This is a genomic window from Homoserinimonas sp. A447 (assembly GCF_054489325.1).
The window spans coordinates 587,269-610,080 of the sequence record NZ_JBTMWW010000001.1; the positions used below are offsets into that span (position 1 = coordinate 587,269).

19 protein-coding genes and 2 tRNA genes are annotated in these 22,812 nt (G+C 66.1%); 14 read left to right on the forward strand and 7 right to left on the reverse strand.

Annotation, left to right across the window (positions count from 1 at the left end; all coding sequences use genetic code 11):
* Positions 1–68: 68 nt before the first annotated feature.
* Together ACX3O0_RS02900 and ACX3O0_RS02905 are read right to left on the reverse strand one after the other, a co-directional pair.
* On the reverse strand, positions 69–437 hold the full coding sequence (locus tag ACX3O0_RS02900) for a globin (protein WP_459091456.1): 369 nt from the start codon (positions 435–437) through the stop codon (positions 69–71).
* Positions 438–508: 71 nt separating this feature from the next.
* Positions 509–1,534 (reverse strand): mechanosensitive ion channel family protein, encoded by a 1,026-nt coding sequence (locus ACX3O0_RS02905; RefSeq protein WP_459106736.1) that lies wholly within the window; start codon positions 1,532–1,534, stop codon positions 509–511.
* Positions 1,535–1,732: 198 nt separating this feature from the next.
* On the opposite strand from ACX3O0_RS02905, the gene ACX3O0_RS02910 reads away from it, so the two are divergent.
* A complete protein-coding gene (locus ACX3O0_RS02910) occupies positions 1,733–2,518 on the forward strand; it encodes an acetoin reductase (RefSeq protein WP_459106737.1) in 786 nt (261 codons plus the stop codon).
* A 61-nt stretch (positions 2,519–2,579) separates the two neighbouring features.
* Here the strand turns inward: ACX3O0_RS02910 and pepN are convergent, their stop codons facing one another.
* Positions 2,580–5,120 carry an aminopeptidase N gene (gene pepN / locus ACX3O0_RS02915; protein ID WP_459106738.1) on the reverse strand — a complete coding sequence of 847 codons (2,541 nt, stop codon included), beginning with the start codon at positions 5,118–5,120 and terminating at the stop codon, positions 2,580–2,582.
* Positions 5,121–5,220: 100 nt separating this feature from the next.
* Here pepN and ACX3O0_RS02920 point away from each other — a divergent pair, with 100 nt between their 5' ends.
* Positions 5,221–6,222 carry a DUF2332 domain-containing protein gene (locus ACX3O0_RS02920; protein ID WP_459106739.1) on the forward strand — a complete coding sequence of 334 codons (1,002 nt, stop codon included), beginning with the start codon at positions 5,221–5,223 and terminating at the stop codon, positions 6,220–6,222.
* 37 nt (positions 6,223–6,259) lie between these two features.
* Here ACX3O0_RS02920 and ACX3O0_RS02925 read toward each other — a convergent pair whose 3' ends face one another.
* Entirely contained in the window at positions 6,260–6,985 is a 726-nt protein-coding gene (locus ACX3O0_RS02925; RefSeq protein WP_459106740.1) for a hypothetical protein, read from the reverse strand.
* Positions 6,986–7,094: 109 nt separating this feature from the next.
* Here ACX3O0_RS02925 and ACX3O0_RS02930 point away from each other — a divergent pair, with 109 nt between their 5' ends.
* The 7 genes from ACX3O0_RS02930 to ACX3O0_RS02960 all read left to right on the forward strand — a co-directional run bounded on the left by ACX3O0_RS02930 (position 7,095) and on the right by ACX3O0_RS02960 (position 14,144).
* A complete protein-coding gene (locus ACX3O0_RS02930) occupies positions 7,095–7,718 on the forward strand; it encodes a mycothiol-dependent nitroreductase Rv2466c family protein (RefSeq protein ID WP_459106741.1) in 624 nt (207 codons plus the stop codon).
* 42 nt (positions 7,719–7,760) lie between these two features.
* Positions 7,761–9,194 carry an NAD(P)/FAD-dependent oxidoreductase gene (locus ACX3O0_RS02935; RefSeq protein WP_459106742.1) on the forward strand — a complete coding sequence of 478 codons (1,434 nt, stop codon included), beginning with the start codon at positions 7,761–7,763 and terminating at the stop codon, positions 9,192–9,194.
* A 139-nt stretch (positions 9,195–9,333) separates the two neighbouring features.
* Positions 9,334–10,539, forward strand: a complete 1,206-nt coding sequence (locus ACX3O0_RS02940) for a cysteine desulfurase-like protein (RefSeq protein ID WP_459106743.1) — start codon at positions 9,334–9,336, stop codon at positions 10,537–10,539.
* A 36-nt stretch (positions 10,540–10,575) separates the two neighbouring features.
* Positions 10,576–11,061: a ribose-5-phosphate isomerase gene (locus ACX3O0_RS02945; protein ID WP_459106744.1), complete on the forward strand. Its 486-nt coding sequence runs from the start codon at positions 10,576–10,578 to the stop codon at positions 11,059–11,061.
* Positions 11,062–11,064: 3 nt separating this feature from the next.
* A complete protein-coding gene (locus tag ACX3O0_RS02950; RefSeq protein ID WP_459106745.1) occupies positions 11,065–12,036 on the forward strand; it encodes an Fpg/Nei family DNA glycosylase in 972 nt (323 codons plus the stop codon).
* Between the two features lie 48 nt (positions 12,037–12,084).
* Positions 12,085–12,699 (forward strand): FMN-binding negative transcriptional regulator, encoded by a 615-nt coding sequence (locus tag ACX3O0_RS02955; protein ID WP_459090859.1) that lies wholly within the window; start codon positions 12,085–12,087, stop codon positions 12,697–12,699.
* A complete protein-coding gene (locus tag ACX3O0_RS02960) occupies positions 12,696–14,144 on the forward strand; it encodes an amidohydrolase (RefSeq protein WP_459106746.1) in 1,449 nt (482 codons plus the stop codon). Before ACX3O0_RS02955 ends, ACX3O0_RS02960 begins: the two co-directional genes overlap by 4 nt.
* Here the strand turns inward: ACX3O0_RS02960 and ACX3O0_RS02965 are convergent.
* The gene (locus ACX3O0_RS02965; RefSeq protein ID WP_459106747.1) at positions 14,137–17,988 is read right to left on the reverse strand and encodes an SCO7613 C-terminal domain-containing membrane protein; all 3,852 of its coding nucleotides are present in this window, start codon (positions 17,986–17,988) and stop codon (positions 14,137–14,139) included. The two genes, ACX3O0_RS02960 and ACX3O0_RS02965, sit on opposite strands and share 8 nt — an antisense overlap.
* Before the next feature lie 195 nt (positions 17,989–18,183).
* Positions 18,184–18,354, reverse strand: a complete 171-nt coding sequence (locus tag ACX3O0_RS02970) for a DUF2510 domain-containing protein (RefSeq protein ID WP_459090865.1) — start codon at positions 18,352–18,354, stop codon at positions 18,184–18,186.
* 312 nt (positions 18,355–18,666) lie between these two features.
* Here ACX3O0_RS02970 and ACX3O0_RS02975 point away from each other — a divergent pair, with 312 nt between their 5' ends.
* Positions 18,667–19,596 carry an NAD-dependent epimerase/dehydratase family protein gene (locus tag ACX3O0_RS02975; RefSeq protein WP_459106748.1) on the forward strand — a complete coding sequence of 310 codons (930 nt, stop codon included), beginning with the start codon at positions 18,667–18,669 and terminating at the stop codon, positions 19,594–19,596.
* Here the strand turns inward: ACX3O0_RS02975 and ACX3O0_RS02980 are convergent.
* A tRNA-Gly gene (locus ACX3O0_RS02980) sits at positions 19,565–19,638 on the reverse strand. The two genes, ACX3O0_RS02975 and ACX3O0_RS02980, sit on opposite strands and share 32 nt — an antisense overlap.
* A gap of 170 nt (positions 19,639–19,808) precedes the next feature.
* Between ACX3O0_RS02980 and ACX3O0_RS02985 the strand changes: the two genes are divergently transcribed.
* From ACX3O0_RS02985 to ACX3O0_RS03000, 4 genes are all read left to right on the forward strand, one after another.
* Positions 19,809–19,882 (forward strand) — tRNA-Pro (locus ACX3O0_RS02985).
* Between the two features lie 75 nt (positions 19,883–19,957).
* Positions 19,958–21,346 carry a trigger factor gene (gene tig / locus ACX3O0_RS02990; RefSeq protein ID WP_459106749.1) on the forward strand — a complete coding sequence of 463 codons (1,389 nt, stop codon included), beginning with the start codon at positions 19,958–19,960 and terminating at the stop codon, positions 21,344–21,346.
* A gap of 58 nt (positions 21,347–21,404) precedes the next feature.
* Positions 21,405–22,067 carry a GntR family transcriptional regulator gene (locus tag ACX3O0_RS02995; protein WP_459106750.1) on the forward strand — a complete coding sequence of 221 codons (663 nt, stop codon included), beginning with the start codon at positions 21,405–21,407 and terminating at the stop codon, positions 22,065–22,067.
* A 98-nt stretch (positions 22,068–22,165) separates the two neighbouring features.
* The gene (locus ACX3O0_RS03000) at positions 22,166–22,810 is read left to right on the forward strand and encodes an ATP-dependent Clp protease proteolytic subunit (protein ID WP_459090873.1); all 645 of its coding nucleotides are present in this window, start codon (positions 22,166–22,168) and stop codon (positions 22,808–22,810) included.
* The last annotated feature ends 2 nt before the right edge of the window (positions 22,811–22,812 follow it).

The following is a 22,812-nucleotide window of genomic DNA, read 5'->3' on the forward strand; positions in this document are numbered from 1 at the left end:
CGAGCGCGTCGAGACCCAATGCGAGCAAGTTCGTCAGTGGGTCTCGACGAGCTCGACCAGCCTTTCGATCAGTCCTCGAAGGTGTTCACCAGGGCGTGCGCGGCGCGGTCCAGGTAACCCCAGAGGGTGGCGTCGTGCAACGGGCTGAGCTCGAGGGTGTCGAGGGCGGCGCGCATGTGGGACAACCAGTGGTCCCGGGCCTCGGGGTTCACCTTGAAGGCGACGTGGCGCATCCGCAACCGTGGGTGTCCGCGTTGTTCGCTGTAGGTGCCTGGTCCGCCCCAGTACTGCTCCAGGAACATCGTCAGGCGATGGATGGCGCCCTCGAGGTCTTCTTGCGGGTACATCGGCCAGAGCACCGGGTCATGGCGCACGCCTTCATAGAACGCGCGCACCAGCCGCTCGAATGTGGCGTGCCCACCGATCTGCTCGAACAGGCTGCCGCCAGCAGCAGGGCCATTCTCGCTGACCCGTAGCGTGACCGGGTTCACCTGGCCGCTCGCATCCGTCACGTGCGCTTCTCGCTTTCGGCTGCGGGCTCGCGTTCAGCGGCCGGATTGCCCTCGGTCGTTGGCAGGGGCTTCGTCTTCGCCGGAATCGGATCCACCTTGGCTGAGGCACCGCGGTTGTCGATGACCACGCGGTTGAGGGCAGGCAGGTTGACGTTGATCTCGTCGAGCGCCAGCTTGAGACGGAGCCTCAGTTCGCGCGCGACCGCCCATTGTTCGGCCGGCCGTGCCTTCATCACCAGGCGGATGACGATGGCTTCGGCAGAGACCGATTCGATTCCCCAGATTTCCGGCTTTTCGAGAACCTTCGACCGCCAGGCGGCGCTGTTCGCCATGGTGTTCGCGGTCTGCAGCAGCTTCTCCTGGATGGCGGCGACATCCGCTGTGTACGGAGCGGGAAGGTCGATGATGACCCGAGCCCAGTCGTGGGAGAAGTTGCCGACCCGCAGGATCTCGCCGTTGCGCACGAACCACAGGGTGCCGTCGACCGAGCGCACCTTGGTGATGCGCAGGCCGACCTCCTCCACGGTGCCGGTCGCTTCGCCCAGATCGGCGATGTCGCCGACGCCGAGCTGGTCTTCTGCGACCATGAAGATGCCGTTGAGCACGTCTTTCACGATGTTCTGGGCGCCGAAACCGAGGCCGGCACCGATCGCCGCGCTGACGATGGCGAAAGCCCCGGTGGCGTTCGGGAAGACGATTGAGACGATGAGCAGCACGACCACGATGGTGATCATCGCCGTTACCGCGCTGTTGAACACCGTGCCGAGTGCCCGCGTGCGCTGCACGATCCGGGCGGCGGCCAGCGGTGAGGAGATCAACGCCTGGGTGTCGTCGACCCGATGCTTTTTCTTGGCACCATTGACAACACGATCGACGGTGCGCCGGATGAGGATGCGCAGCACCCAGTTGAGCAGCACGGCCACCACGAGGACCAGGGCCACTTTGACCGGCCATAAGTCGATGAACGAAGACACCCCTGCCCAGAAGGCTGTCCAGTCGAAGGCGGGGGCAGTGTCATCCATGTCCAGCCAAGTCTACTGAGCGCATCTTTGCGTGCGCTCAGCGCATCCCGCATGCCGATATATGCGTACGTATGGAATCTTCCGGTGGCCGGGGCGGTTGTAGGAGACAAGAGTGGCGGTGGGCAGAAGCTCGCACGTCACGGTTGGACCGTCGAACTGCCGCGAGCAGCGCGGCGGTCACGAGCGAAGGAGAACACAATGACTGTCACAGACAAGGTTGCACTCGTCACCGGAGCCGGCCAGGGAATCGGGCGCGCGATTGCGCTGCGGCTGGCAGCAGACGGATTCAACGTTGCGGTCGCCGACCTCGACTTCCAGAAGGACAAGGGAGAGTCGGTCGTCACCGAGATCGAGGCACTGGGTCGCAAAGCCATCTTCGTCGCAGCGGATGTCGCCCAGCGTGACCAGGTCGTGGCCGCTGTTGATGCGGCAGCCGACAAGCTCGGTGGCTTCGACGTCATCGTCAACAACGCCGGCATCGCCCAGGTCAACCCGTTGCTGAACGTCACCGAGGATGAGCTGAACAAGATCTTCCAGATCAACGTCAACAGCGTCGTCTGGGGTATCCAGGCGGCGGCAGCGAAATTCGAGGAACTCGGCCACGGCGGCAAGATCATCTCGGCCGCCTCGATTGCGGCGATTCAGGGCTTCCCGATCCTGAGTGCGTACTCGGCGTCCAAGTTCGCCGTGCGCGGCTTCACGCAGGCCGCTGCCCAGGAACTGGCACCGAAGGGCATCACCGTCAATGCCTACGCCCCTGGGATCGTCGGTACCGGCATGTGGGAGCTGATCGACGAGGAACTGAGCAAGATCAACGGCAAACCGGTGGGGCAGAACCTCAAGGAGAACGTGGAGGGCATCGCCCTCGGACGCATCGAGACCCCGGAGGATGTCGCGAAGGTCGTGTCGTTCTTCGCCGGTCCTGACTCCGACTACGTCACCGGCCAGGTGCTCCTGGTCGACGGCGGGATGCTCTACAACTAGCCGCTTTGTGGGTTGAGTAGCCCGCGCAGCCCTGGCGGGCCTACTCAACCCACAGGTGCAGTTACTTCTGCCTGTCGCGGGCCTGAACCTTCAGCGCCCGCTCGACGCCGGCCAGGTTCTCGACCACGAGGCGGCGCAACGCTGGGGTGTCGTGGTTGGCGTCAAGCCAGGCCTTCGTCGCATTCGCCAGCTCCTGGTTGGCGAGCGGCGCAGGGTACAGTCCGACGACCAGCGCTTCGGCGATCGCGTAGCTTCGCGACTCCCACAGGCCGTCGATGCTGGCGAAGTAGCGCTCGACCAGGGGTGCCAGCACGGAGGCGTCGTTGACGTGCTGGTAGCCCAGCGCCGTGTTGCGCACAATGGCATTCGGAAGGGTGTCCGAATCGACGACTGACGAGAAGGCGGCCAGCTTGGCATCAGCTGTCTGGAAGGTCGCCCTGGCTCTGGCTGCGGCCTGCTGACCGTTCGCCGTGTTGTCCGCGGCCAGCGCTTCGTCGATGTCCGCGTGGGTGGCCTTGGTGCCGAGCGCGAGGCCCTCCAGCAGCTCCCAACGCAGGTCCGTGTCGATTTCGAGTCCGTCGAGGGAGGTCTCGCCATCACGCAGCGACGTGATGGTCGCGTAGTGCTCCTCGGTCGATGCGAGCTGAGCGAAGAACTTCACGAACTGGAACTGGGCATCCGACCCGCCTTCCGCCTTCTGGGCCAGCGCCCACAGGGCGTCGCCGACGCGGGTAATCGTCTCGGCACGCTTCGACGGGTCGACGTACTGCCTCGCCACCAGCGCGAGCTGGTTCAGGGTGGTGCGGATGGTCGTGCTCTCGGTCTCGCTGGCGATGTTGCCCAGTACGAGGCGCACGTAGTCGCTGGCAGCGACCTCGGCGTCCCGAGTCGAGTCCCACGCGGATCCCCAGACGATGGAGCGGGCCAGCGGGTTCTCGATGCTCTTCAGGTGCTCGATGGCAACCGCGAGGGACTCATCGTCCAGGCGCACCTTGGCGTAGGCGAGGTCGTCATCGTTCACCAGGATCAGCGCAGTGCGCTTCCGGCCGACGAGTTCCGGCACCTCGGTGCGTTCGCCGTCCACGTCGATCTCGACCCGGTGCACGCGCTCCAGCTTGTCGCCGTCGAAGTCGTACAGCCCGATCGCCAGGCGGTGCGGCCGGATGGTCGGGTAGTCGGTTGCGGCACTCTGCAGCACTGCGAAGCCGGTGATCGTGCCCGCAGCGTCAGTCTGAACCTCCGAGCGGAGGGTGTTCACTCCGGCGGTCTCCAGCCAGAGTTTCTTCCACGAGTCGAGGTCGCGGCCGCTGGTGGCCTCCAGCTCAGTGAACAGGTCGGCGAGCTCAGCGTTGCCCCAGGCGTGTTTCTTCAGGTACGCGGCGACACCGCCGAAGAAGGCGTCGCGACCGACCCACGCGACCAGTTGCTTGAGCACCGATCCGCCCTTGGCGTAGGTGATTCCGTCGAAGTTGACCTGCACGTCTTCGAGGTCGTTGATCGTGGCGACCACCGGATGCGTGGACGGCAGCTGGTCCTGGCGGTACGCCCAGCTCTTCTCCATCGCCTGGAACGTGGTCCAGGCCTCGGTCCACTCGGTCGCCTCCGCAACCGCGATGGTGGACGCCCACTCGGCGAACGACTCGTTCAGCCACAGGTCGTTCCACCACTTCATGGTGACCAGATCGCCGAACCACATGTGTGCGAGCTCGTGCAGGATGGTGACGACGCGACGTTCCTTGACGGCATCCGTCACTTTCGACCGGAACACGTACGTCTCGGTGAACGTGATCGCTCCGGCGTTCTCCATGGCCCCGGCGTTGAACTCGGGAACGAAGAGCTGGTCGTACTTCTCGAACGGGTACGGGTAGTCGAACTTCTCCTCGAAGTAGGCGAAACCCTGGCGGGTCTTCTCGAAGATGTAGTCCGCGTCCACGTACTGGCTGAGCGACTTGCGCGAGAAGATCCCGAGCGGGATGGTGCGGCCGTCACGGCTGGTCAGCTCTCCGCGGATCGACTCGTATGGGCCGGCGACGATGGCGGTGACGTAGCTGGAGAGGATCGGCGTCGGAGCGAAGCTCCAGGTGGCCGAGTCTCCGGTCACCACCGGCTCGGGTGTCGGAGAGTTGCTGACGACCTGCCAATAGGCGGGCGCCGTGACGGTGAACGTGAATGTCGCCTTGAGGTCGGGCTGCTCGAAGACGGCGAACACCCGACGGCTGTCCGGAACCTCGAACTGGGTGTACAGGTAGACCTCGCCGTCGACCGGGTCGACGAAACGGTGCAGGCCCTCGCCGGTGTTCGTGTATTCGGCGTCGGCGACGACGGTGAGCACGTTCTCGGCGGCCAGGTTGTCGAGCTGGATGCGCACGCCGTCCGCCACCGAAGGGTCAAGATCCACCCCGTTGAGGTTCACCGAGCGGGCGGTGCGGATGATCGCATCGATGAACGTTGAGGCCCCTGGTGTCGCGGTGAAGGTGACCACGGTGGTGCTGAGGAATGTCTCCTCTCCGCTGGTCAGGTCAAGCGTGACATCGTAATTCGACACGTCGACGATCGCCTTACGCTCTTGCGCTTCGATGCGGGTGAGGTTGTCTCCTGGCACTGGTGTTCTCCATCTGGTTCTCGACCGGCACTCGTGGCGCCGTTGCACGATTGTCAAGCTTAACCATGATTGCGGTGCGGGCGCGGTCTAACCTCGACTCATGAAGCGCAGCACCGACCCGGCAGTGTCGACGGCGGAACGCTACCGGGCGTTCGCCGAGGTGGAAGCCCGCGGGATGAGCGCACGCTACGAGTCCTGGGCGCTCGGAGTTGCCGGTGATGACGGCGTCGTCGCCATGATCGACCTGCTGCCGGCGCCGAAGCGCCAGCCGAACCTGGTCTTCAGCGCTGCCCGGTTCGTGGGTGCCCCGATGACCGACTTCCCCGAGTTCGCCGAGTGGCTTGTCGCGCACTGGGCGGAGGTCGAAGCCGTCTGCCTGTCCCACGCCACGCAGACGAACGAGCCTGGTCGCTGCGCCACGTTGCTCCCCGCGCTCGCCGCCATCCCCGGGCCGCTCGCCCTGATCGAGGTGGGCGCATCCGCGGGCCTCTGCCTCTACCCGGACCGGTACAGCTACCGTTACCGGCTTCCTGACGGCGAGCGGAGGCTCGACCCGGCCGCCGGGCCGAGTCCCGTGGTGCTGGAGTGCGAGGTGACCGGGCCGGTTCCCATTCCCGATGTAATGCCGGAGGTTGTCTGGAGGGCCGGCATCGACCTGAACCCGCTCGATGTGAGCAGGGCGGATGACGTTGCCTGGCTTGATGCCCTCATCTGGCCTGAGCACGACGACCGTCGGGTGCGGTTGAACGCCGCGGTTGACGTGGCGAGGGCGGAGCCGGTGGAGTTCGTGCGCGGTGACCTGGTGGCCGCCATCGAGTCGCTGGTCGCCCGGGCGCCTGCTGGGGCATCCGTTGTCGTCTTCCACACCGCCGTGCTGGCGTACCTCGACGAGGATGCCCGCAGGGACTTCGCCGACATCGTGGGACGCCTGCCGGTCACCTGGCTGGCGAACGAAGCCCAGGGAATCGTCCCAGGCGTGCTGGAGCGGCTGGACCATTACAGCGGGCAGGCTGGTGCGCCCTCGGACTTCGTGCTGGCGCTGGACGGCACGCCTATCGCGTTCGCGCAGCCTCACGGCCGGGCACTCCACTGGCTGGAGTGACCTGACCCGACCGACCCGGCTGCGCGACTGGGTGCGGCTAGCGGACGCCCGCCGGCTCGCGAGTGACGGATTCTGGGATCGCCGCTGATGGGGGTGTAATCGGAGCGGCAGTGCGGGGCTGCACCAGCTGGGCAGTGTCGTCGATGGACAGGGACAGTAGTTCGTACAACCGGTCATCCGCATCATCGATGCAGGCCTGCGCGATCCCGAGCACAGCAGTGCTGACGATCGCCCTGCCCGCGCGAGTGAACGAGAGGCTGCGACGGTGCTTGCCGCGCAGAGCCTCGAAGTCCTGCGCCCACTCGCGTGCGTGCGGTGCCATGGCGAGCGAGTCGGAAATACGGCGGACGACGGCGGTGTCGTCCGTCATCCCCAGCTCATCCAGCATCTGTTCACACGAGAGAAGGCCGGTGGCCAGCGCACGCTGACGGCTCTCGCTCGCGACCGGGATGGCACAGGCGGCGGACCGCAGCGCGATCATCAGATCGATTCTCGGATCGCTCCCGCTCAGGCCGATTACGGAGGGGATCAACGGGACCAGGCGACCTCTGGCTGCGTCCGAGGTGAAGTCGTTCACCCCCCTGGCCAGGAAGGCCAGCAGCGGGTGAGTGCAGGGCGGATGATCGCTCCAGCGCTCCCCGGCGAGGTAAGACGCGAACTCCATGAAGCAGGCGCCCTGGCGGGGGTTGCGATGTTTACCGGGGGACAGCACCGGCATGACGTCCGGCGAGCCGGTGAACTCTGGCGTATAGGTCGTTGACATCAGTGCCTCCAAACGCACGGAAACCACGTGCATCCAGTGTCCCCCCACTCGCGATGCAATGCCAGTGTTCTCGGCAAGCTGTCATCTGGGCATGGGGTTGAATGAAGCTATGGACACCATTGATTCAGCCGCTCAGCCAACCGCCGTCGATTTCTGGTTCGACCCCTCCTGCCCGTGGGCGTGGATGACCAGCCGCTGGGTGGATGAGGTGTCCAGGCACCGCGACCTCGACGTCACCTGGCACGTGATGAGCCTGGCCGTGCTGAATGAGGACAAGGAGGTCTCCGATGCGTACCGGGCGTTCTTCCCGCGAGCGTTGAAGTACACCAGGCTGGTGGCTGCCGTCGCCGAACTGGAAGGCCAACAGGTGGTCAAGCCGCTCTACGACGCGCTCGGTACCCTCATCCACCCAGGCGGGTCGAAGAACCCGGACGAGGTGATTCCCGCTGCGCTCGCCGAGGTGGGGCTGAACGCCGAGTACGCCCGGTACGCGGAATCAGATGAGTACGACGAGCAGATGCGGGCCAGCCACTTCGACGGGATCAACCGGGTGGGGCAGGATGTCGGCACCCCGGTCATCGCGGTGGCCGGGTCGGCGTTCTTCGGCCCGGTGATCTCGCCAGCACCCGAGGGAAAGCAGGCACTGGCCCTCTGGGACGGCGTGGTGGCAGCTGCCAGCTACGACGGCTTCTTCGAGTTGAAGAGAAGCCGCACCCGCGACCCGCAGTTCTAAGCGCATCCGGCTGGCAGCTGGGCCTGAAAGTATGCTGGGGCCGTGCATTCCACGGTTTTCGAGCGTTCCCGTCCCGACAGCAGGATCATCGACGATTCGCTTTCGGGCAGCAGACTGAAGTCGTTCTGGGTCGATGACGTCCCGGCGCCGACCTGGCCACGGTTTACCGGGTCCGCCCGGTACGACCTGGCGGTGGTCGGTGGCGGCTACCTGGGTTTGTGGACCGCCCTGCAGGCCAAGCAGCGGGACCCGGATGCGCGGGTGGCGCTCATTGAGGCGCGTCACGTCGGCTGGGCGGCATCCGGTCGCAACGGCGGATTCTGCGAGGAGACGCTGACCCACGGGGACGTGAACGGGCAGAACCGGTTCGCGGCCGAGCTCGCTCAGCTCCAGCGGCTGGGGCGGGAGAACCTCGACGAGATCGAGGCGACCGTTGCAGCGCTCTCCCTTGACTGCGACTTCGAGCGATCCGGTTCGCTGACGGTCGCGGTCGAGCAGTACCAGGTTGCGGAGTTGCGGGAAGCCCACGACGGCGAGAACGAGCTCTTCCTCGACGCTGACGCGGCCAGGCGGGAGCTGAACTCGCCGACCTACCTCGCCGCGCTCTGGAGCAAGAAGGCGACGGCGCTGGTGCACCCGGCCAAGCTGGTCGCCGAGCTGGCCAGGGCCTGTGCGGATGCCGGGGTCGAGATCTTCCAGAACTCACCGGTGTCGCAGCTGGACTCTGATACAGCCGGCAAGGGGCAGACGGGTCCGGTCACGCTGACCGTACCCGGCGGTTTCGTGACGGCTGATCGGGTCGCCGTTGCGACGAATGCCTTCCCGTCGCTCCTCAAACGCTATCAACTGCACACCGTCCCGGTGTACGACTACGTGCTGATGACCGAGCCGCTCAGCGACGTGCAGCTGGCGAGCATCGGCTGGCAGAACCGGCAGGGCGTTGCCGACTCGGCCAACCAGTTCCACTACTACCGGCTGAGCGCCGACAACCGCATCCTCTGGGGCGGCTACGACGCGATCTACCACTACGGGGGCCGGATCCGCCGGGAATACGATGATCGCACCGAGAGCTTTCGTCGGCTGGCCAGCCACTTCTTCACCACGTTCCCCCAGCTGGAGGGCGTGAAGTTCACCCACCGCTGGGCTGGTGTCATCGACACCAGCACCCGGTTCTGTGCCTTCTATGGGCAGGCCAGGCAGGGTCGCGTTGCCTACGCAGCCGGGTTCACCGGCCTGGGCGTCGGCGCCACCCGGTTCGCCGCCAACGTGATGCTCGACCACCTGTCCGGTGAGGAGACCGAGCGCACGCAGCTGGCGATGGTCCGCGAAATGCCGCTTCCGTTCCCGCCGGAACCGGCAGCATCCGTCGGTGTCGCCGCCATGAAGTGGGCGCTCGACCGTGCCGACCACAACGAGGGCAAGCGAAACGCGTTCCTCCGCACGATGGACGCGGTGGGCCTCGGCTTCGACTCCTGACCGACGCCCCTTCTCCCTCTCCGAATTGAGGGACCTTTCACGCCATCCGCATCGAATGAAGGAGTTTTTCGCGGCGTGAGCGGGATTTCTCCTGCTTTCGCGCGAGGCCTGGTGCAGCCGAACTCAATATGGTGGGTTCATGACCTTCGACATTGAACGCATCCGAGCGGACTTCCCGGCGCTGAAGAACGGCTGGGCCTTCTTCGACGGGCCAGGTGGCACACAGACCCCGGTGCAGGTCATGGACGCGATCACGGATGCGCTGGCGCGGCCGCTCTCCAATCGCGGCACCATCACCGAGGGCGAGCAGAATGCCGAACGGATCGTCTCCGACGCACGCCTGGCTGTCGCCGACCTGGTTGCCGGCGACCCGCAGGGTGTCGTCTTCGGACGCAGCGCCACCCAGCTCGCCTACGACTTCTCCCGGATGCTGTCAGCCTCCTGGCGCGACGGCGACGAGGTTGTCGTGACGAAGCTCGACCACGATTCCAACGTCCGCCCCTGGGTGCAGGCCGCCGAGCGGGCTGGTGCCACCATCCGCTGGATCGACTTCGACCCGGCGACCGGCGAACTCGACCTGGACCAGCTGGCCGGTGTGCTGGGCGACCGGACGCGCCTGGTCGCCGTGACCGCGGCATCCAACCTCATCGGCACCATGCCGCCGGTTGCCGAGATTTCCCGGCTCGCGCACAAGTTCGGTGCACTGGTCTACGTCGACGGCGTGCATTACACGGCACACGAGTCGGTCGATGTCGGGGAGCTTGGCGCTGACTTCTACACCTGCTCGCCGTACAAGTTCCTCGGGCCGCACCTCGGCATCCTGGTCGCCGACCCGGTGCTCCTGGACGGTCTTCGCCCGGACAAGCTGCTGCCGTCGACCAATGACGTGCCCGAGCGGTTCGAGTTCGGCACGCTGCCGTACGAGCACCTCGCCGCAGTGACGGCCGCCGTCGGCTACCTGGCCGAACTGTCCGGAAGCACGGCATCCACACGGCGCCAGCGTCTTGTCGACTCGTACCGCGCTCTCGGTGAGCACGAAGACGCGCTGCGAGCCCGACTGGAGGCCGGCGTCGCCGAGCTTGCCGGCGTGACTGTGCATTCCCGTGCGGAGCACCGGACGCCGACGATGCTCATCAGCTTCGACGGTCGTGACGCCGAGGATGCCTACGTTCACCTGGCCAGGTCGAAGGTCTCCGCCCCGGCCAGCAACTTCTACGCGCTGGAGGCGTCCCGCCACCTCGGGCTGGGCGATGCCGGCGGCCTGCGCGTTGGCCTCGCCCCGTACAGCACGGCGGATGAGGTGGACAGGCTCCTCGCCGGCCTGCGAGAGTTCATCCAGGGGTAGCCGCCTCGGCCGATTGCGCCGTTCTAAGCTGGAACCATGCGCATCCACATCGCCACCGACCATGCCGGCCTCGAGTTCAGCCAACGGCTCCAGTCGTACCTGCGCGATGCGGGCCACGACGTCGTCGACCATGGCCCGCAGTCGTACGACCCGGTGGATGACTATCCGGCCTTCTGCATCAAAGCCGCCCGCGCGGTCGTGACGGACCAGTCGGCTGGCACCGAGGCGCTCGGCGTGGTCTTCGGCGGCTCTGGGAACGGTGAGCAGATGGCGGCGAACAAGGTGAAGGGCGCACGGGCCGCCCTGGTGTGGAACGTGTCAACGGCCAAGCTTGCCCGCGAGCACAACAATGCGAACGTCATCTCCATCGGTGCACGCCAGCACACCGTCGATGAGGCCATCCTGTTCATCGACACCTTCATTGCGACCGAATTCCCCGGGGACGAGCGGCACGAGCGCCGCATAGCGCAAATGGCGGAGTACGAGACGACGGGTGCCATCGCCGGGCACGAGATCGTCTAACCGATGCCCGAGGGTCATTCCGTCCACCGCATCGCGCGGCAGTTCGCCCTGCACTTCGTGGGGCATCGAGTCGCCGCATCGTCGCCACAGGGGCGGTTCGCTGCCGGAGCCGCCGAGCTCGACGGCCACGTCATGACCGGTTCGAAGGCAGTCGGCAAGCAGTTGTACCTCGACTTCGAGCACGACCGTGTGCTCCGGGTCCACCTGGGCATCTATGGGGCGTGGGATTTCGCCGGCGACATTACAGCGGATGCCACCACAGCATCCGCCACCGGTCGGATGGGCCAAACGGCCATGCACGGAACAGTCGTGGGGGAGCACGAGGACTCGCTGGGCAGCATTGGAGCACCTCGTCGAACTCGGCTCCGCATGGCGGAGCAGGAACAGCTGGGGGAGGAACTCGACACCTTCCCGCCGGAGCCGATCGGTCAGGTGCGGGTGCGGTTGTTGACGGATGCCGCGGTCGCCGACCTCCGGGGCCCCACCGCCTGCGAGGTGCTGAGCCCTGGCGAAGCCGACCTTCTCATCGCCAGGCTCGGCCCCGACCCGATGACCACCGATCATGCCGAGGGGGAGGACCGGTTCGTCAAGGCAGTCCGGAAGAAGCCGACGCCGATCGGCCTGCTGCTGATGGACCAGAGCGTGGTCGCGGGCATCGGCAACGTCTACCGGGCAGAGCTGCTGTTCCGCGCGAACCTCAACCCGCACACGCCTGGGAAGCTGATCCCCGAAGACACACTGCGCCAGCTCTGGCGCGACTGGGCCCACCTGCTCACCATCGGCGTCGAGACCGGGCAGATGCTCACCATGGACGGTCTGGAGGGCGACGCCTACCGTGCTGCGCTGGCCAGTCGCGACGACCGTCACTGGGTGTATCGCCGCGGAGGACTGCCCTGCCGAGTGTGCGGAACCCACATCGTCATGGAGGTTGCGGCAGCCCGAAAGCTGTACTGGTGCCCCCGGTGCCAGGCGTAGGGAACCTGAGCGCCTGAGGCGGCCCTGATCTCGTGCCAGAGTAGGAACATGAGACATACGCCGTCGTATCTTCTTGAGGATCCGGATGAGGTCAAGCGCCTCATCAGGGAGAACCCGTGGGTGACCATCGTCGCCAATACCGCGAAGGGCCTGGTCGCCTCGCACTACCCGGTGGTGCTCGAGGAGGGCCGCGACGACATCAGCATCGTCAGCCATGTTGGGCGACCGGATGACCGGCTCCTCGAACTCGGAAGCGCTGAGGTTCTCGTGGTCGTGCAGGGACCGCACGGCTACGTCTCTCCCGGGTGGTACGACGGTACCCCGAACGTCCCGACCTGGAACCACGTGACCGCCCACCTGTACGGCACGCCAGAGATCCTGAGCGATGAGGAAAACTGGCGGGTGCTCGGCGAACTGGTCGACCACTTCGAGGATCACCTTCCGCATCCGAACCGCCTCTCCGACAACGAGGAGTACGGGCGCGAGATCTTCTCCGGCACGGTCGGTTTCCGCCTGGTCGTCACCCGGTTCGACGCTCGGGCGAAGCTCAGCCAGAACAAGTCGGAGGAGGTCGTTTCCAATGTGATCGACGAACTCGAGCACAACCCCGTCTACGCCCAGCCGGGGCTGGCTGCGGAGATGCGGAAGGTGCACGACCGATGAGCACGATCTTCCGGAACGCACGCCTGGGCAACGACGTCCTCGACGTGCTTGTCGAAGACGGGACGATCACCGAGATCGGCTCCGCAGTGGACTGCACGGCCGAAGAGGTGCACCTGGATGGCCGCTGGCTGGTCCCCGGTCTCTGGGACAACCACGTGCACTTCAGCCAATGGTCGATGGTGCAGCAATGGCTTGATCTCTCGGGCGCTGAGTCTGCTGCAGAGGTAGCAGCCCAGGTCGCAACAGCATCCGTCGCCCGTCCAGCCAGCGAAGACGGGCCCTTGATCGGCTTCGGCTTTCGCGACGGACTGTGGCCGGATGTTCCGAACCGGGCCATGCTCGATGAGGCCGCGGGCTCCACAGCCGTCGTATTGGTGAGCGCCGACCTCCACGCCACCTGGCTGAACTCGGCGGCGCTCGAGTGGTACGGCCACGCCGGGCATCCAACCGGGCTGCTTAAGGAGGACGATGCGTTCGAGGTGACCCGGCGCATCAACACGGTTCCGGACGCCACGCTCGACGCCTGGGCGATCGCCGCCGGTGAGCAGGCGGCACAGCGCGGCGTTGTCGGCGTGATCGACCTGGAGATGCAGTGGAATCTGCAGAACTGGACCAGGCGCACCGCCAATGGGTTCGATTCGCTGCGGGTCGAGTTCGGTATCTACACCCAGCACCTCGACCGGGCCATCGAGCTCGGCCTGCGCACCGGACGCGCCATCAACGATCTCGTCACAGTCGGCATGTACAAGGTGCTGACGGATGGTTCGCTCAACACCCGTACGGCGTACTGCCACGACGAATACCCCGGCCTGGAGGGGCAGGAGGATTCGCACGGCTTGCAGACCATCACGCCGGAGGAGCTTCTGCCGTTGATGCGACGCGCATCGGATGCCGGAATCATCCCCGACGTGCACGCCATCGGCGATCTGGCCAACACGCTGGCCCTCGACGCCTTCGCGCAGCTGGGCCGCGGCGGCCGCATCGAGCACGCGCAACTGCTCAACGTGAGTGACTTCGAGCGTTTCGCCGAGCTCGGCGTGGTGGCCAGCGTGCAACCAGAGCACGCCATGGATGACCGCGATGTCGCCGACCGGTATTGGGGTGGCAAGACGGGACGCAGCTTCGCACTCAAGAGCCTGCTGGACGCCGGCGCGGAGCTCGCCCTTGGTTCCGATGCCCCGGTCGCTCCGCTCGATCCGTGGGTGACCATCTCTGCAGCGGTCGGCCGTGCCCGCGACGGGCGGGATGCCTGGCATCCGGAGCAGGCTATCGGTGTCGATGCAGCGCTTGCGGCCTCCACGCGCACGCGGGTGGCTGTCGGCGAGGTGGCCGATCTCGCGGTCGTGGAGCGGGACCCGTTCACCTCAACTCCGGATGAGCTGCGGTCGATGCCGGTCGCAGCAACAGTGCTCGGCGGCCGGTTCACCCACCGCTCGCTCACCTGAGCGCGGCGATCCTTCCGACGGCGTCTTTCAGGTTCTGGATGCGCTTCTCGTAGCGGATGGCGAGGATCACCAGCAGCACTCCGGCGAGGCCCGCCCACAGCCACCACTCCTGCGACTCGTAGACGGCGCGGATCTGCGGTGCGAAGGTCGCGAACCCGTGAATGAGCGCGACTACCAGGCCGAGAACGAACGGCGCTTGCAGGCGCCGCACCGCTCCCACCACCAGCACGGTGACAGCGACAACTCCGAGCCCGACGAGGCGCCAGAGTTCGGGCTCGGTGAACGAGTTCAGGAGGCTCGGCACCATGAGGACGGCGAGTCCTGGTGCGAGCGAACGCCAGCTGCGGGCATCCGGTTCCGAGCCCAGGCGGATGCGACCAGTCACCAGCAGGGCGATCGCAATGGGCACGGACGCCAGCTCGATCGGATCGAGCGCCTGCACCACCAAGCCCATGAGAGCGGCTAGGGAGGCGACCACGACCGCGACGGTTGCGACGAGGCGGGTGAGCGGAGCGCTGTCGAAGGCGTAGGCGATGATGTGGATCGCGCAGAGCAGGGCGACGGTGGCGATGGCTCGCATTGTTCCCAGGGTCTCGTCGAAGAACCCTTCCGTCTCAATGGCCGCAAGGGACACCATTCCGACAATCACCAGCGCCTGGCCGACCAGCTGTCGCGCACGGGCGCTTGCATCGGCTCGTTCCCTGGACTGGCCGAACGCGGCGATGAGCAACACCGCCAGGGCCGCGATGATCCAGCCGTCCGGTTCAAGGTCGCGGTGCGATGCGAGGGAAGCCCGACCGCCGGCCGTGACGAGCACGCCGATTGCACCCGAGAGCGCCATCGCGTCAAGGAACGGCTGGGCGGCGCTTCGAACGACCAGGCTGCTGACGAGCAGGAGCGCCGCGCAGACCGCGAACATCACGATCGCCCGCGTCGGATCGCCGCTGACGGAGTTCGCCGCCAACGGCAGGATCGCCACGAGCAGGCTGCAGAGTGCGACGATCGGCGCTGCTTTGCCCGTGGTCTGGGCGCGCCGCGCGGCGCGATGGATAAGATAGGCGATCGCCAGGAGCGCCCCGGCCAACGGCAGCACATACGGTTCCAATGCCTCGACCTGGGCGCTGGAGAGCCGCCACCACAGGCCGGCCGTCGCCACCGCGAGGGCCGCCCAGCCGAGGTGCCGTCGCGGGGAACCGGATGCGAACAGCCCGTCCGGACTGATTGCGATCAGGAGCAGCGTGACACCGGCGAGCACCAACACCAGCCAGCCGGCCGGAGCGTCGATGTAGATTGCGGCCACGACGGCGGGGACACCGACGATCGCGACCCCGGCTTCGCGCGCCCAGCGCGGAGTTCCGGTCGGCCGCAGGAGTGTCACGGTGAGCGCGCCGGCCGCGCTGAGCAGGGCAGCCGTGATGGGAACCACCGATTGCGCGAACTCCGAAAGATCAAGCACGCGGGCGAAGGAGTCGACAAGCCAGAACACCGCCGGTGCGAGCGCGATCGATGCGACGATCCGTTCGGGCCGCAGCGACGCGTTGACCCGCAGGCCGACCCACAGCAGGAGCGCGCCCAACAGCAGCGCGGCCGAGACGAGGCTGGTGACCGGCTGCGGCAGCATGAGCACCGGCTGGCTGATTGCGGTGTCGACAACGGTGTTGTGGGCGATGAAAGCGGATGCCCCGGCGACGACGCCCGCGATCCAGAATGTTGTCTGCCGGTCCAGGGTGCTGACGAACCGACGGTAGTCGATGGCCGCGGCGGCGAGGACGATTGTCGCAACCAGCGTCAGCAGGACGGTCTCGTTGATCAGCACCAGCTCCCACGGAGCGCCCTGCTCCCAGGTTGCGAACCGGGCAGTTGCGACGACACCGACGAACAACAGCACGGTGGCCAGGCCGAGGAAGATCGCTTTCCACTCCGCTTTTGCCGTGAGCGCACGCGAGGCCAGCAGGGTGACGATCGTTGCTGCGGTGGTGAACAACCAGGTGTCCAGCGAGGCCCACCCGACCAGGAACATCAGCGTGGTGGCCGCAACAAGCACGCTGGCGAAAGAGACGCGGTAGCCCGCGGGAACCGTCGTCGCACGGGTGCGAAGGAGCAGCACGAAGGCTGCCACCCCGATGCCCAGCCATCCGGCCAGCACGAGCCACAGCTGGGGGAGTTGGGCTGCTGCCAGGATCAGCACGACACCGGTTCCCCACGCCAATGCTGTTCCGCGTTGGCGCATTGACCCGGTCAAGAGCCAGGCGGCTGCCGCCAGGCCGACCACGCAGGCCAGTGCGAGCACGGCGAGGTCGGTGGGAGGCTCGGTGATTGTCAGGCTCAGTGATGGTTCCGCTGTCCACGGATGCCCGAGGCCGGCAACCAGTCCGGTGCCGATGGGCATCGCGGCGGTTGCGAGCGGCAGCAACGCGGTCAGGGCGAGAACCCCGGCTGCTCCCCAGGTTGCGAAGACCGATGGCGCGCGAAAACGGGTGGCCGACCAGCGGCCAGCGGATGCCTCGAGCAGCAGCGCGATTGCGGCAGCGGCGATCACGGGAACGAAGATCGCGAAGCCGGTGTCGTCTGCCGCGACGCGTAGTGCACCGACGGAAACGGCGGACGCGGCAGCGACTCCGCCGATGGTGGCGAACGCCAGGCCGAATGCCCGGACCGCCGGGGTGGACACGCGGTCCGCGGTGGCGGAGGCAGCGAGAGCGAAGGCGGTCAACGCAGCCGCGGCGCAGGCCATTGTTCCGCCCCAATCGCTGAACGGTTCGACCGCCCAGGACACCATGAATGCTGCCAGCAATGCGAACGAGGAGGTCGAGAGCACCAGCATCCGCTCGAGCGTGCCGTGGAAGGGCGGGCGGGGGACCAGACCGTGCGCGAGACCGGTGACGGCGGTGGCGGCGAAGGCGGTGAAGACTCGAGTCGCCGGCTCCGCGCCATCCATGAGTCCCCAGAGCAGAATTCCGATGCCGACCGGAATTCCGGCCCATCCGACGATGCTCGCCGCTCGCACCTGGGACAGCCGGTGCCAGGCGATGAAGAACACGCTGGCGATCGAGACGGTGGCGCCCCAATAGACGGCGCTGTCGGCGCCTCCGAGGCCGAAGAAGTCGTTGGCCCGCAGCGCGTACGCGTCGAGGTAGACCAAGACCAGGGCGAAGACGGCGAGGCCCTCGGCGCTGGCAATCAGGGACTTGCGCCTGAGCAGGGAAGCGGACACGAAGGCCGCGACAGTGATCGAGGCGATGATGACCGACCGCCAGACGATCCCGTAATTGATGAAGGCGTAGACGAGGAAGAAGATGGCGAAGATCGACAGCAGCGAGACGCCGGCGATCAGCAGTGCCACCTGAACGCCGGAACGCCGTGGCGCACCCGGCTGCTGCGGGGCATCCGCTGCCGGTGCCGGGATGTTGACTGGCGGGGTTGGCTGAAGTTCGATGGCAGTGGGCAGCGACCACTCCGGCGCTGTGGTCACTGGCTCGGCGGCTGCTGGCGCCGCGGCTGCCGGTGTCTGGGCTGCAGCTGTCGGGGCTGCAACTGTCGGGAAGGTGGTCGCCGCGGCGGGCACCGTCTCAGCAGGGACGCGCGGCTGGGAGCTTTCGTAGCGGATGCGTCCGATGACGGCGACTCGTTGCGAGAGGCTGTCGGATGCGTCCTGCGAGGCAGCGGCGAGCTCGGCAGCAGCCGGATGCCCGAGGTCGAGGCCGCACTTGGTGCACACGATGGCCTTCAGCGGGGTGAAACAGGCCGGGCACCGGGTGGTGTCTGTCAATGCGCCCGGGCTGGTCGGCCAGAGGACGGTGCCGGCGTGGTTTCTGAACTCGGCGTAGTTGTCAGCAGGCGGCACTGGTTTCCCCTCTGGAGTTGGTCTGCGCTCAGGTTAGTGGAGAGGCGCGCCGTAGCCGGGAGGTCAGGCCCAGGCTGGGGACAACCTTGCTGAAGGGCCGGCGAAACAACAATGGAGCCCCCTTGTGGGGGCTCCATTCGCGAAGCTGGTGACGGCTTCGCAGGCTGTGTTCGCGCCGTTGCCGACGCTGAATAGTTACGGGGCGGTTACCAACTCCGTGCGGTACGCCGACGAGACCTGGATCTCGGGGCGGGGCGCCTGAACGTCGTTGGTCCACATCATGCCGTTCCACCAGCGGACCTGGGGGAGACCGAGCGGGTCGTGGTACCAGCCGGCGGGTGCTTGGGTTTCGGTTGCGAGAGACACGGGGATGACTCCTGAAGGGGACGTGCCCGTCGGGTGCCGGGCATATCGGATGGGGTAGCTCTGATGTTAGCCCCCTCTCCGGGGGACATTGCAATAGGCGTCGGGGTACATTTTCGTGAATAACTCAACTCTTCGATCCCCGTCCTATAAGGGAAGGAGGGGGGTTAGCCTGAAAAGTGCTGGGGGATGGACCGTGCTGTCTGTCGCACTTTTGCTCGGGACCTACGGCCCGGTTACGCTTTCAGTTAGCCAGAGGGCCTCAACGGCAACGGGCGCGTGATCAGACCTCGCTCCATTGGAGGAGATGAAGAAATGCAGGTACTTGTAGCCGGAGCTACCGGCACCCTCGGGGGCCCGCTGCTGCACGCGTTGCGAAATGCCGGGCACGAGGTTATCGGCATCGCCCGCTCCGAGAAGAGCGCGGCGGTCGTGCATGAACGCGGTGGCCGGGCGGTCATCGCCGATGTGATGGACCGGGATGCCCTTCTGCGTGCGGTCGATGGCATCCGTGCCGATGCAGTGCTGCACGAGTTGACCGCGTTGAAGAAGGCCCCGGCCAGGTTCTCCGATATGGCCGAGACCAATCGCCTGCGCATCGAGGGCAGCACGAATCTGCTGGAGGCGGCTCGCTCGGTCGGCGCCACGCGGTTCGTGACCCAGTCGATCATCTTCGGTTACGGATACCAGGATGTCGGGAGTGTCGACGAAGGTGCCCCATTCGGCGAGCCCGCCGGCGATGCGACCGATGAGCCGATCCAGGCCATGGTGTCGGCTGAGCAACAGGCCTTCCACGCCCCGGGCATCGATGGCATCGCGCTGCGGTACGGCCTGTTCTACGGTGCGGATGCCGCCACCATGGTCGGCATGCTGAACCGCTGGTCGCTCCCGGTGCCCACCAAGTGGCGGGGGACGCTCGGGTTCATCCACCATGAGGACGCTGCTGCGGCCACCGTCGCCGCCCTCGAGCGCGGCACCGCCGGGAGGGCGTACAACATCGTCGACGACACGCCGGTGTCCTGGCGGGAGTTCGTCGAGACCGTCGCTCGGGTGTACCGAACGAAAAAGCCGATTGCGCTCCCGGATGGCCTCTTGCGAGCTGTGGCCCCGTACGCGGGCATGATGATGACGCGGGTCAACATGCAGGTGTCGAACCAGCTCGCGAGGCAGGAACTCGGATGGGGGCCGCGCTACGCGAGCGTTGCGGAAGGCCTGGAGGGGATGACGGGAATCGAACCCGCGTAATCAGTTTGGAAGACTGAGGCTTTACCATTAAGCTACATCCCCGCAATTTCCGGCTTGTTGGCCAGAAGTGCGCTGCAATCCTAATACAGGTCGCGCGGGCCTCGGGGACAGCCGAGCCGAACAACTCAGCTAGACTTACCAAGGCCATTTTCGCCGCGACGAGCTTGTACGTCGGTGGGGCCACATCCGCAGTGAGATTTTCGCAGCGAACCCGGGGCGTAGCTCAGCTTGGTAGAGCGCTCGGTTTGGGACCGAGAGGCCGCAGGTTCGAATCCTGTCGCCCCGACAAAACCCAGAATTGTGAACCATTGGAACACCACGCGTCGCAATCGCGAACGATCAAACAGGAGAGTCCCACCTCGTGAAGACCACGGTTGAAAAACTGAGCCCCACCCGCGTCAAGCTTGTCATCGCGGTGACGCCGGAAGAGCTCAAGCCGAGCATCGACAAGGCGTACACGCAGATCGCCGGGCAGATCAACATTCCGGGCTTCCGCAAGGGCAAGGTTCCTGCACCCATCATCGACCAGCGCGTCGGCCGCGGCGAGGTGCTCAACCAGGCTGTCAACGACGCCCTCGACAAGGTGTACCGCCAGGCGGTCGAAGAGAACAGCATCCGCCCGCTGGGTCGCCCAGAGGCTGACGTCACCACGCTTCCCGAGCTGAAGGACTTCTCTGGCGACCTCGAGGTCAGCGTGGAGGTCGACGTTCGCCCCGAGTTCACCCTCCCCAAGCTCGATGGCCTGAAGCTGACCGTCGACACCGTCGAAGTGACGGATGAAGACGTCGAGACCGAGCTGAACAGCCTGCGCGAGCGTTTCGGCACCCTGGTCACGGTCGACCGCCCGGCCAAGACCGGCGACTTCGCCCAGATCGACCTGATCGCCACCATCGGCGGCGAAGAGGTCGACACTGCGAAGGGCATCTCCTACGAGGTCGGCTCCGGCGAGCTGATCGACGGCATCGACGAGGCGCTGGACTCCCTGAGCGCCGGCGAGACCACCACTTTCGAGGCTCAGCTGCTCGGCGGCGAGAACGAGGGCGAGGCCGCCCAGATCACCGTCACGCTGATCGCCGTCAAGGAGCGCGAGCTTCCGGAGGCCGACGACGACTTCGCCCAGATCGCCAGCCAGTTCGACACGATCGACGAGCTGAAGGCCGACCTCAAGCAGCAGGTCGAGAAATCCAAGGTCTTCGGCCAGGGCGCACAGGCTCGCGACCAGGTCGTCGACAAGCTGCTCGAGACCGTCGACATCCCGGTGCCGCCAAAGCTGGTCGAAGATGAGGTGCACCGCCACCTGGAGAACGAGAAGCGCCTGGAGGACGACGCCCACCGCGCCGAGGTCACCGAGTCCAGCGAGAAGACGTTCCGCACGCAGATCCTGCTCGACTCCATCGTGGAGGCGGAAGGCGTGAAGGTCAGTCAGAACGAGCTCACCCAGTACCTGATCCAGGGTGCCGCCCAGTACAACATGGAGCCGGGCGAGTTCATCCAGGTGCTCGACGGCAACGGCCAGATCCCCGGCATGATCGCCGAAGTCGCCCGCAACAAAGCGCTCGCGGTCGTTCTCGGCAAGGCGAAGGTTGTCGACGGCAAGGGCAAGGCAGTCGACCTGACCGATTTCACGGCAACGGATGATGGTGGCGACGATTTCGTCGAAGCCATCGCCCCTGAGGCCCCGGCCGACGGCGGCAAGGACCGTCACGGCCGCGCCCCAGGCCACGAGCACTACGGACACGACCACAAGTAGCGTCCGCGGTGCACACCAGCACCCATCCTCGACTTCATCCGGCCAGAAAGGCCCGGCAGTGACGAACCCTCTCAAGTTCTCGCCTGAGCCGCTGACGGTGTCAGTGGCTGCAGACACGGTGCACGAAAGACTTCGTGACGCCATCCTGAGTGGTGAACTGCGGCCGAACATGCGCCTGGTCGAGGAAGAACTCGGCAGTTGGCTGCGGGTCAGCCGCACCCCGGTACGGGAGGCCCTGCTGAGGCTGACCCAGGAAGGCCTGGTGCAGCGCTCGCGCGGCTGGATCGTGCGTGAGCACGCGCCGGAGGAATTCCTGCGCATCCTTGAGGCGCGGGCGGCAATCGAGGGTGCTGCAGCGGCGTTGGCTGCCAAGAACATCACGACCGACGAGATCGCCGAACTCAAGCAGATCGTCGAGCAGATCGACCACTCCGGCACGACGCGCACCCAACTCAACGAACTCAACAAGCGCTTCCACACGATCGTGACCGCGGCAGGCCGCAACTTCCTGCTCGACCAGTTCTCCCAGCGCACCCGCATCAGCTACTGGAACTTCACCATCCAGAACCTGGTCAGCGCCGAAGACAACAAGATCGCCAACGACCAGCACCGGGAGATCATCGCCAGGCTCGAGGCCGGCGACTCCGAGGGCAGCCAGGCAATGGTTCGGGAGCACATCGAGCGCACGCAGCGCATCCTGGCCGAGGCACTGAACCTCTGAGCAGCACCCGCATTCTTTGCCTACAGCGAACGCGGCCGAATGGGCCCGCCCGCTCGGATAGATTCGACATACGCGATAACTGAAATGGAGCGTAGGCAATGGCCCAACCGGCATTGGTCAGCAGTGTTTTCGACCAACTCCTCAAGGATCGCATCATCTGGCTCGGGTCAGAGGTGCGCGATGACAACGCCAACGAGATCTGCGCGAAGATACTTCTTCTCGCCGCAGAAGACCCAAAGCGCGACATCTACCTGTACATCAACTCACCCGGCGGATCCATCACGGCCGGCATGGCGATCTACGACACGATGAAGTTCGTTCCGAACGACATCGTGACCGTCGGCATCGGCCTCGCCGCCTCGATGGGACAGTTCCTGTTGTCCTCCGGCAACAAGGGCAAGCGGTACATCACCCCGAACGCACGCGTCCTGCTTCACCAGCCGTCCGGCGGATTCGGTGGAACCTCCGCCGACATCCAGACGCAGGCCAAGGTCATCCTCGACATGAAGAAGCGGATGGCTGAGCTGACTGCCGAGCAGACCGGCAAGTCGGTCGAGCAGATCCTGATCGACGGCGACCGCGACAACTGGTTCACCGCGCAGGAGGCGCTCGAGTACGGATTCGTCGACCACCTTCGCGAGTTCGCATCCGACGTGGCCGGTGGCGGCGGAACTGATGTCACAACCTCCAAGGCTGCCGCTCCTGAGGCCGCCGCGTCCGACGACGACCAGGACAAGAACTAGGG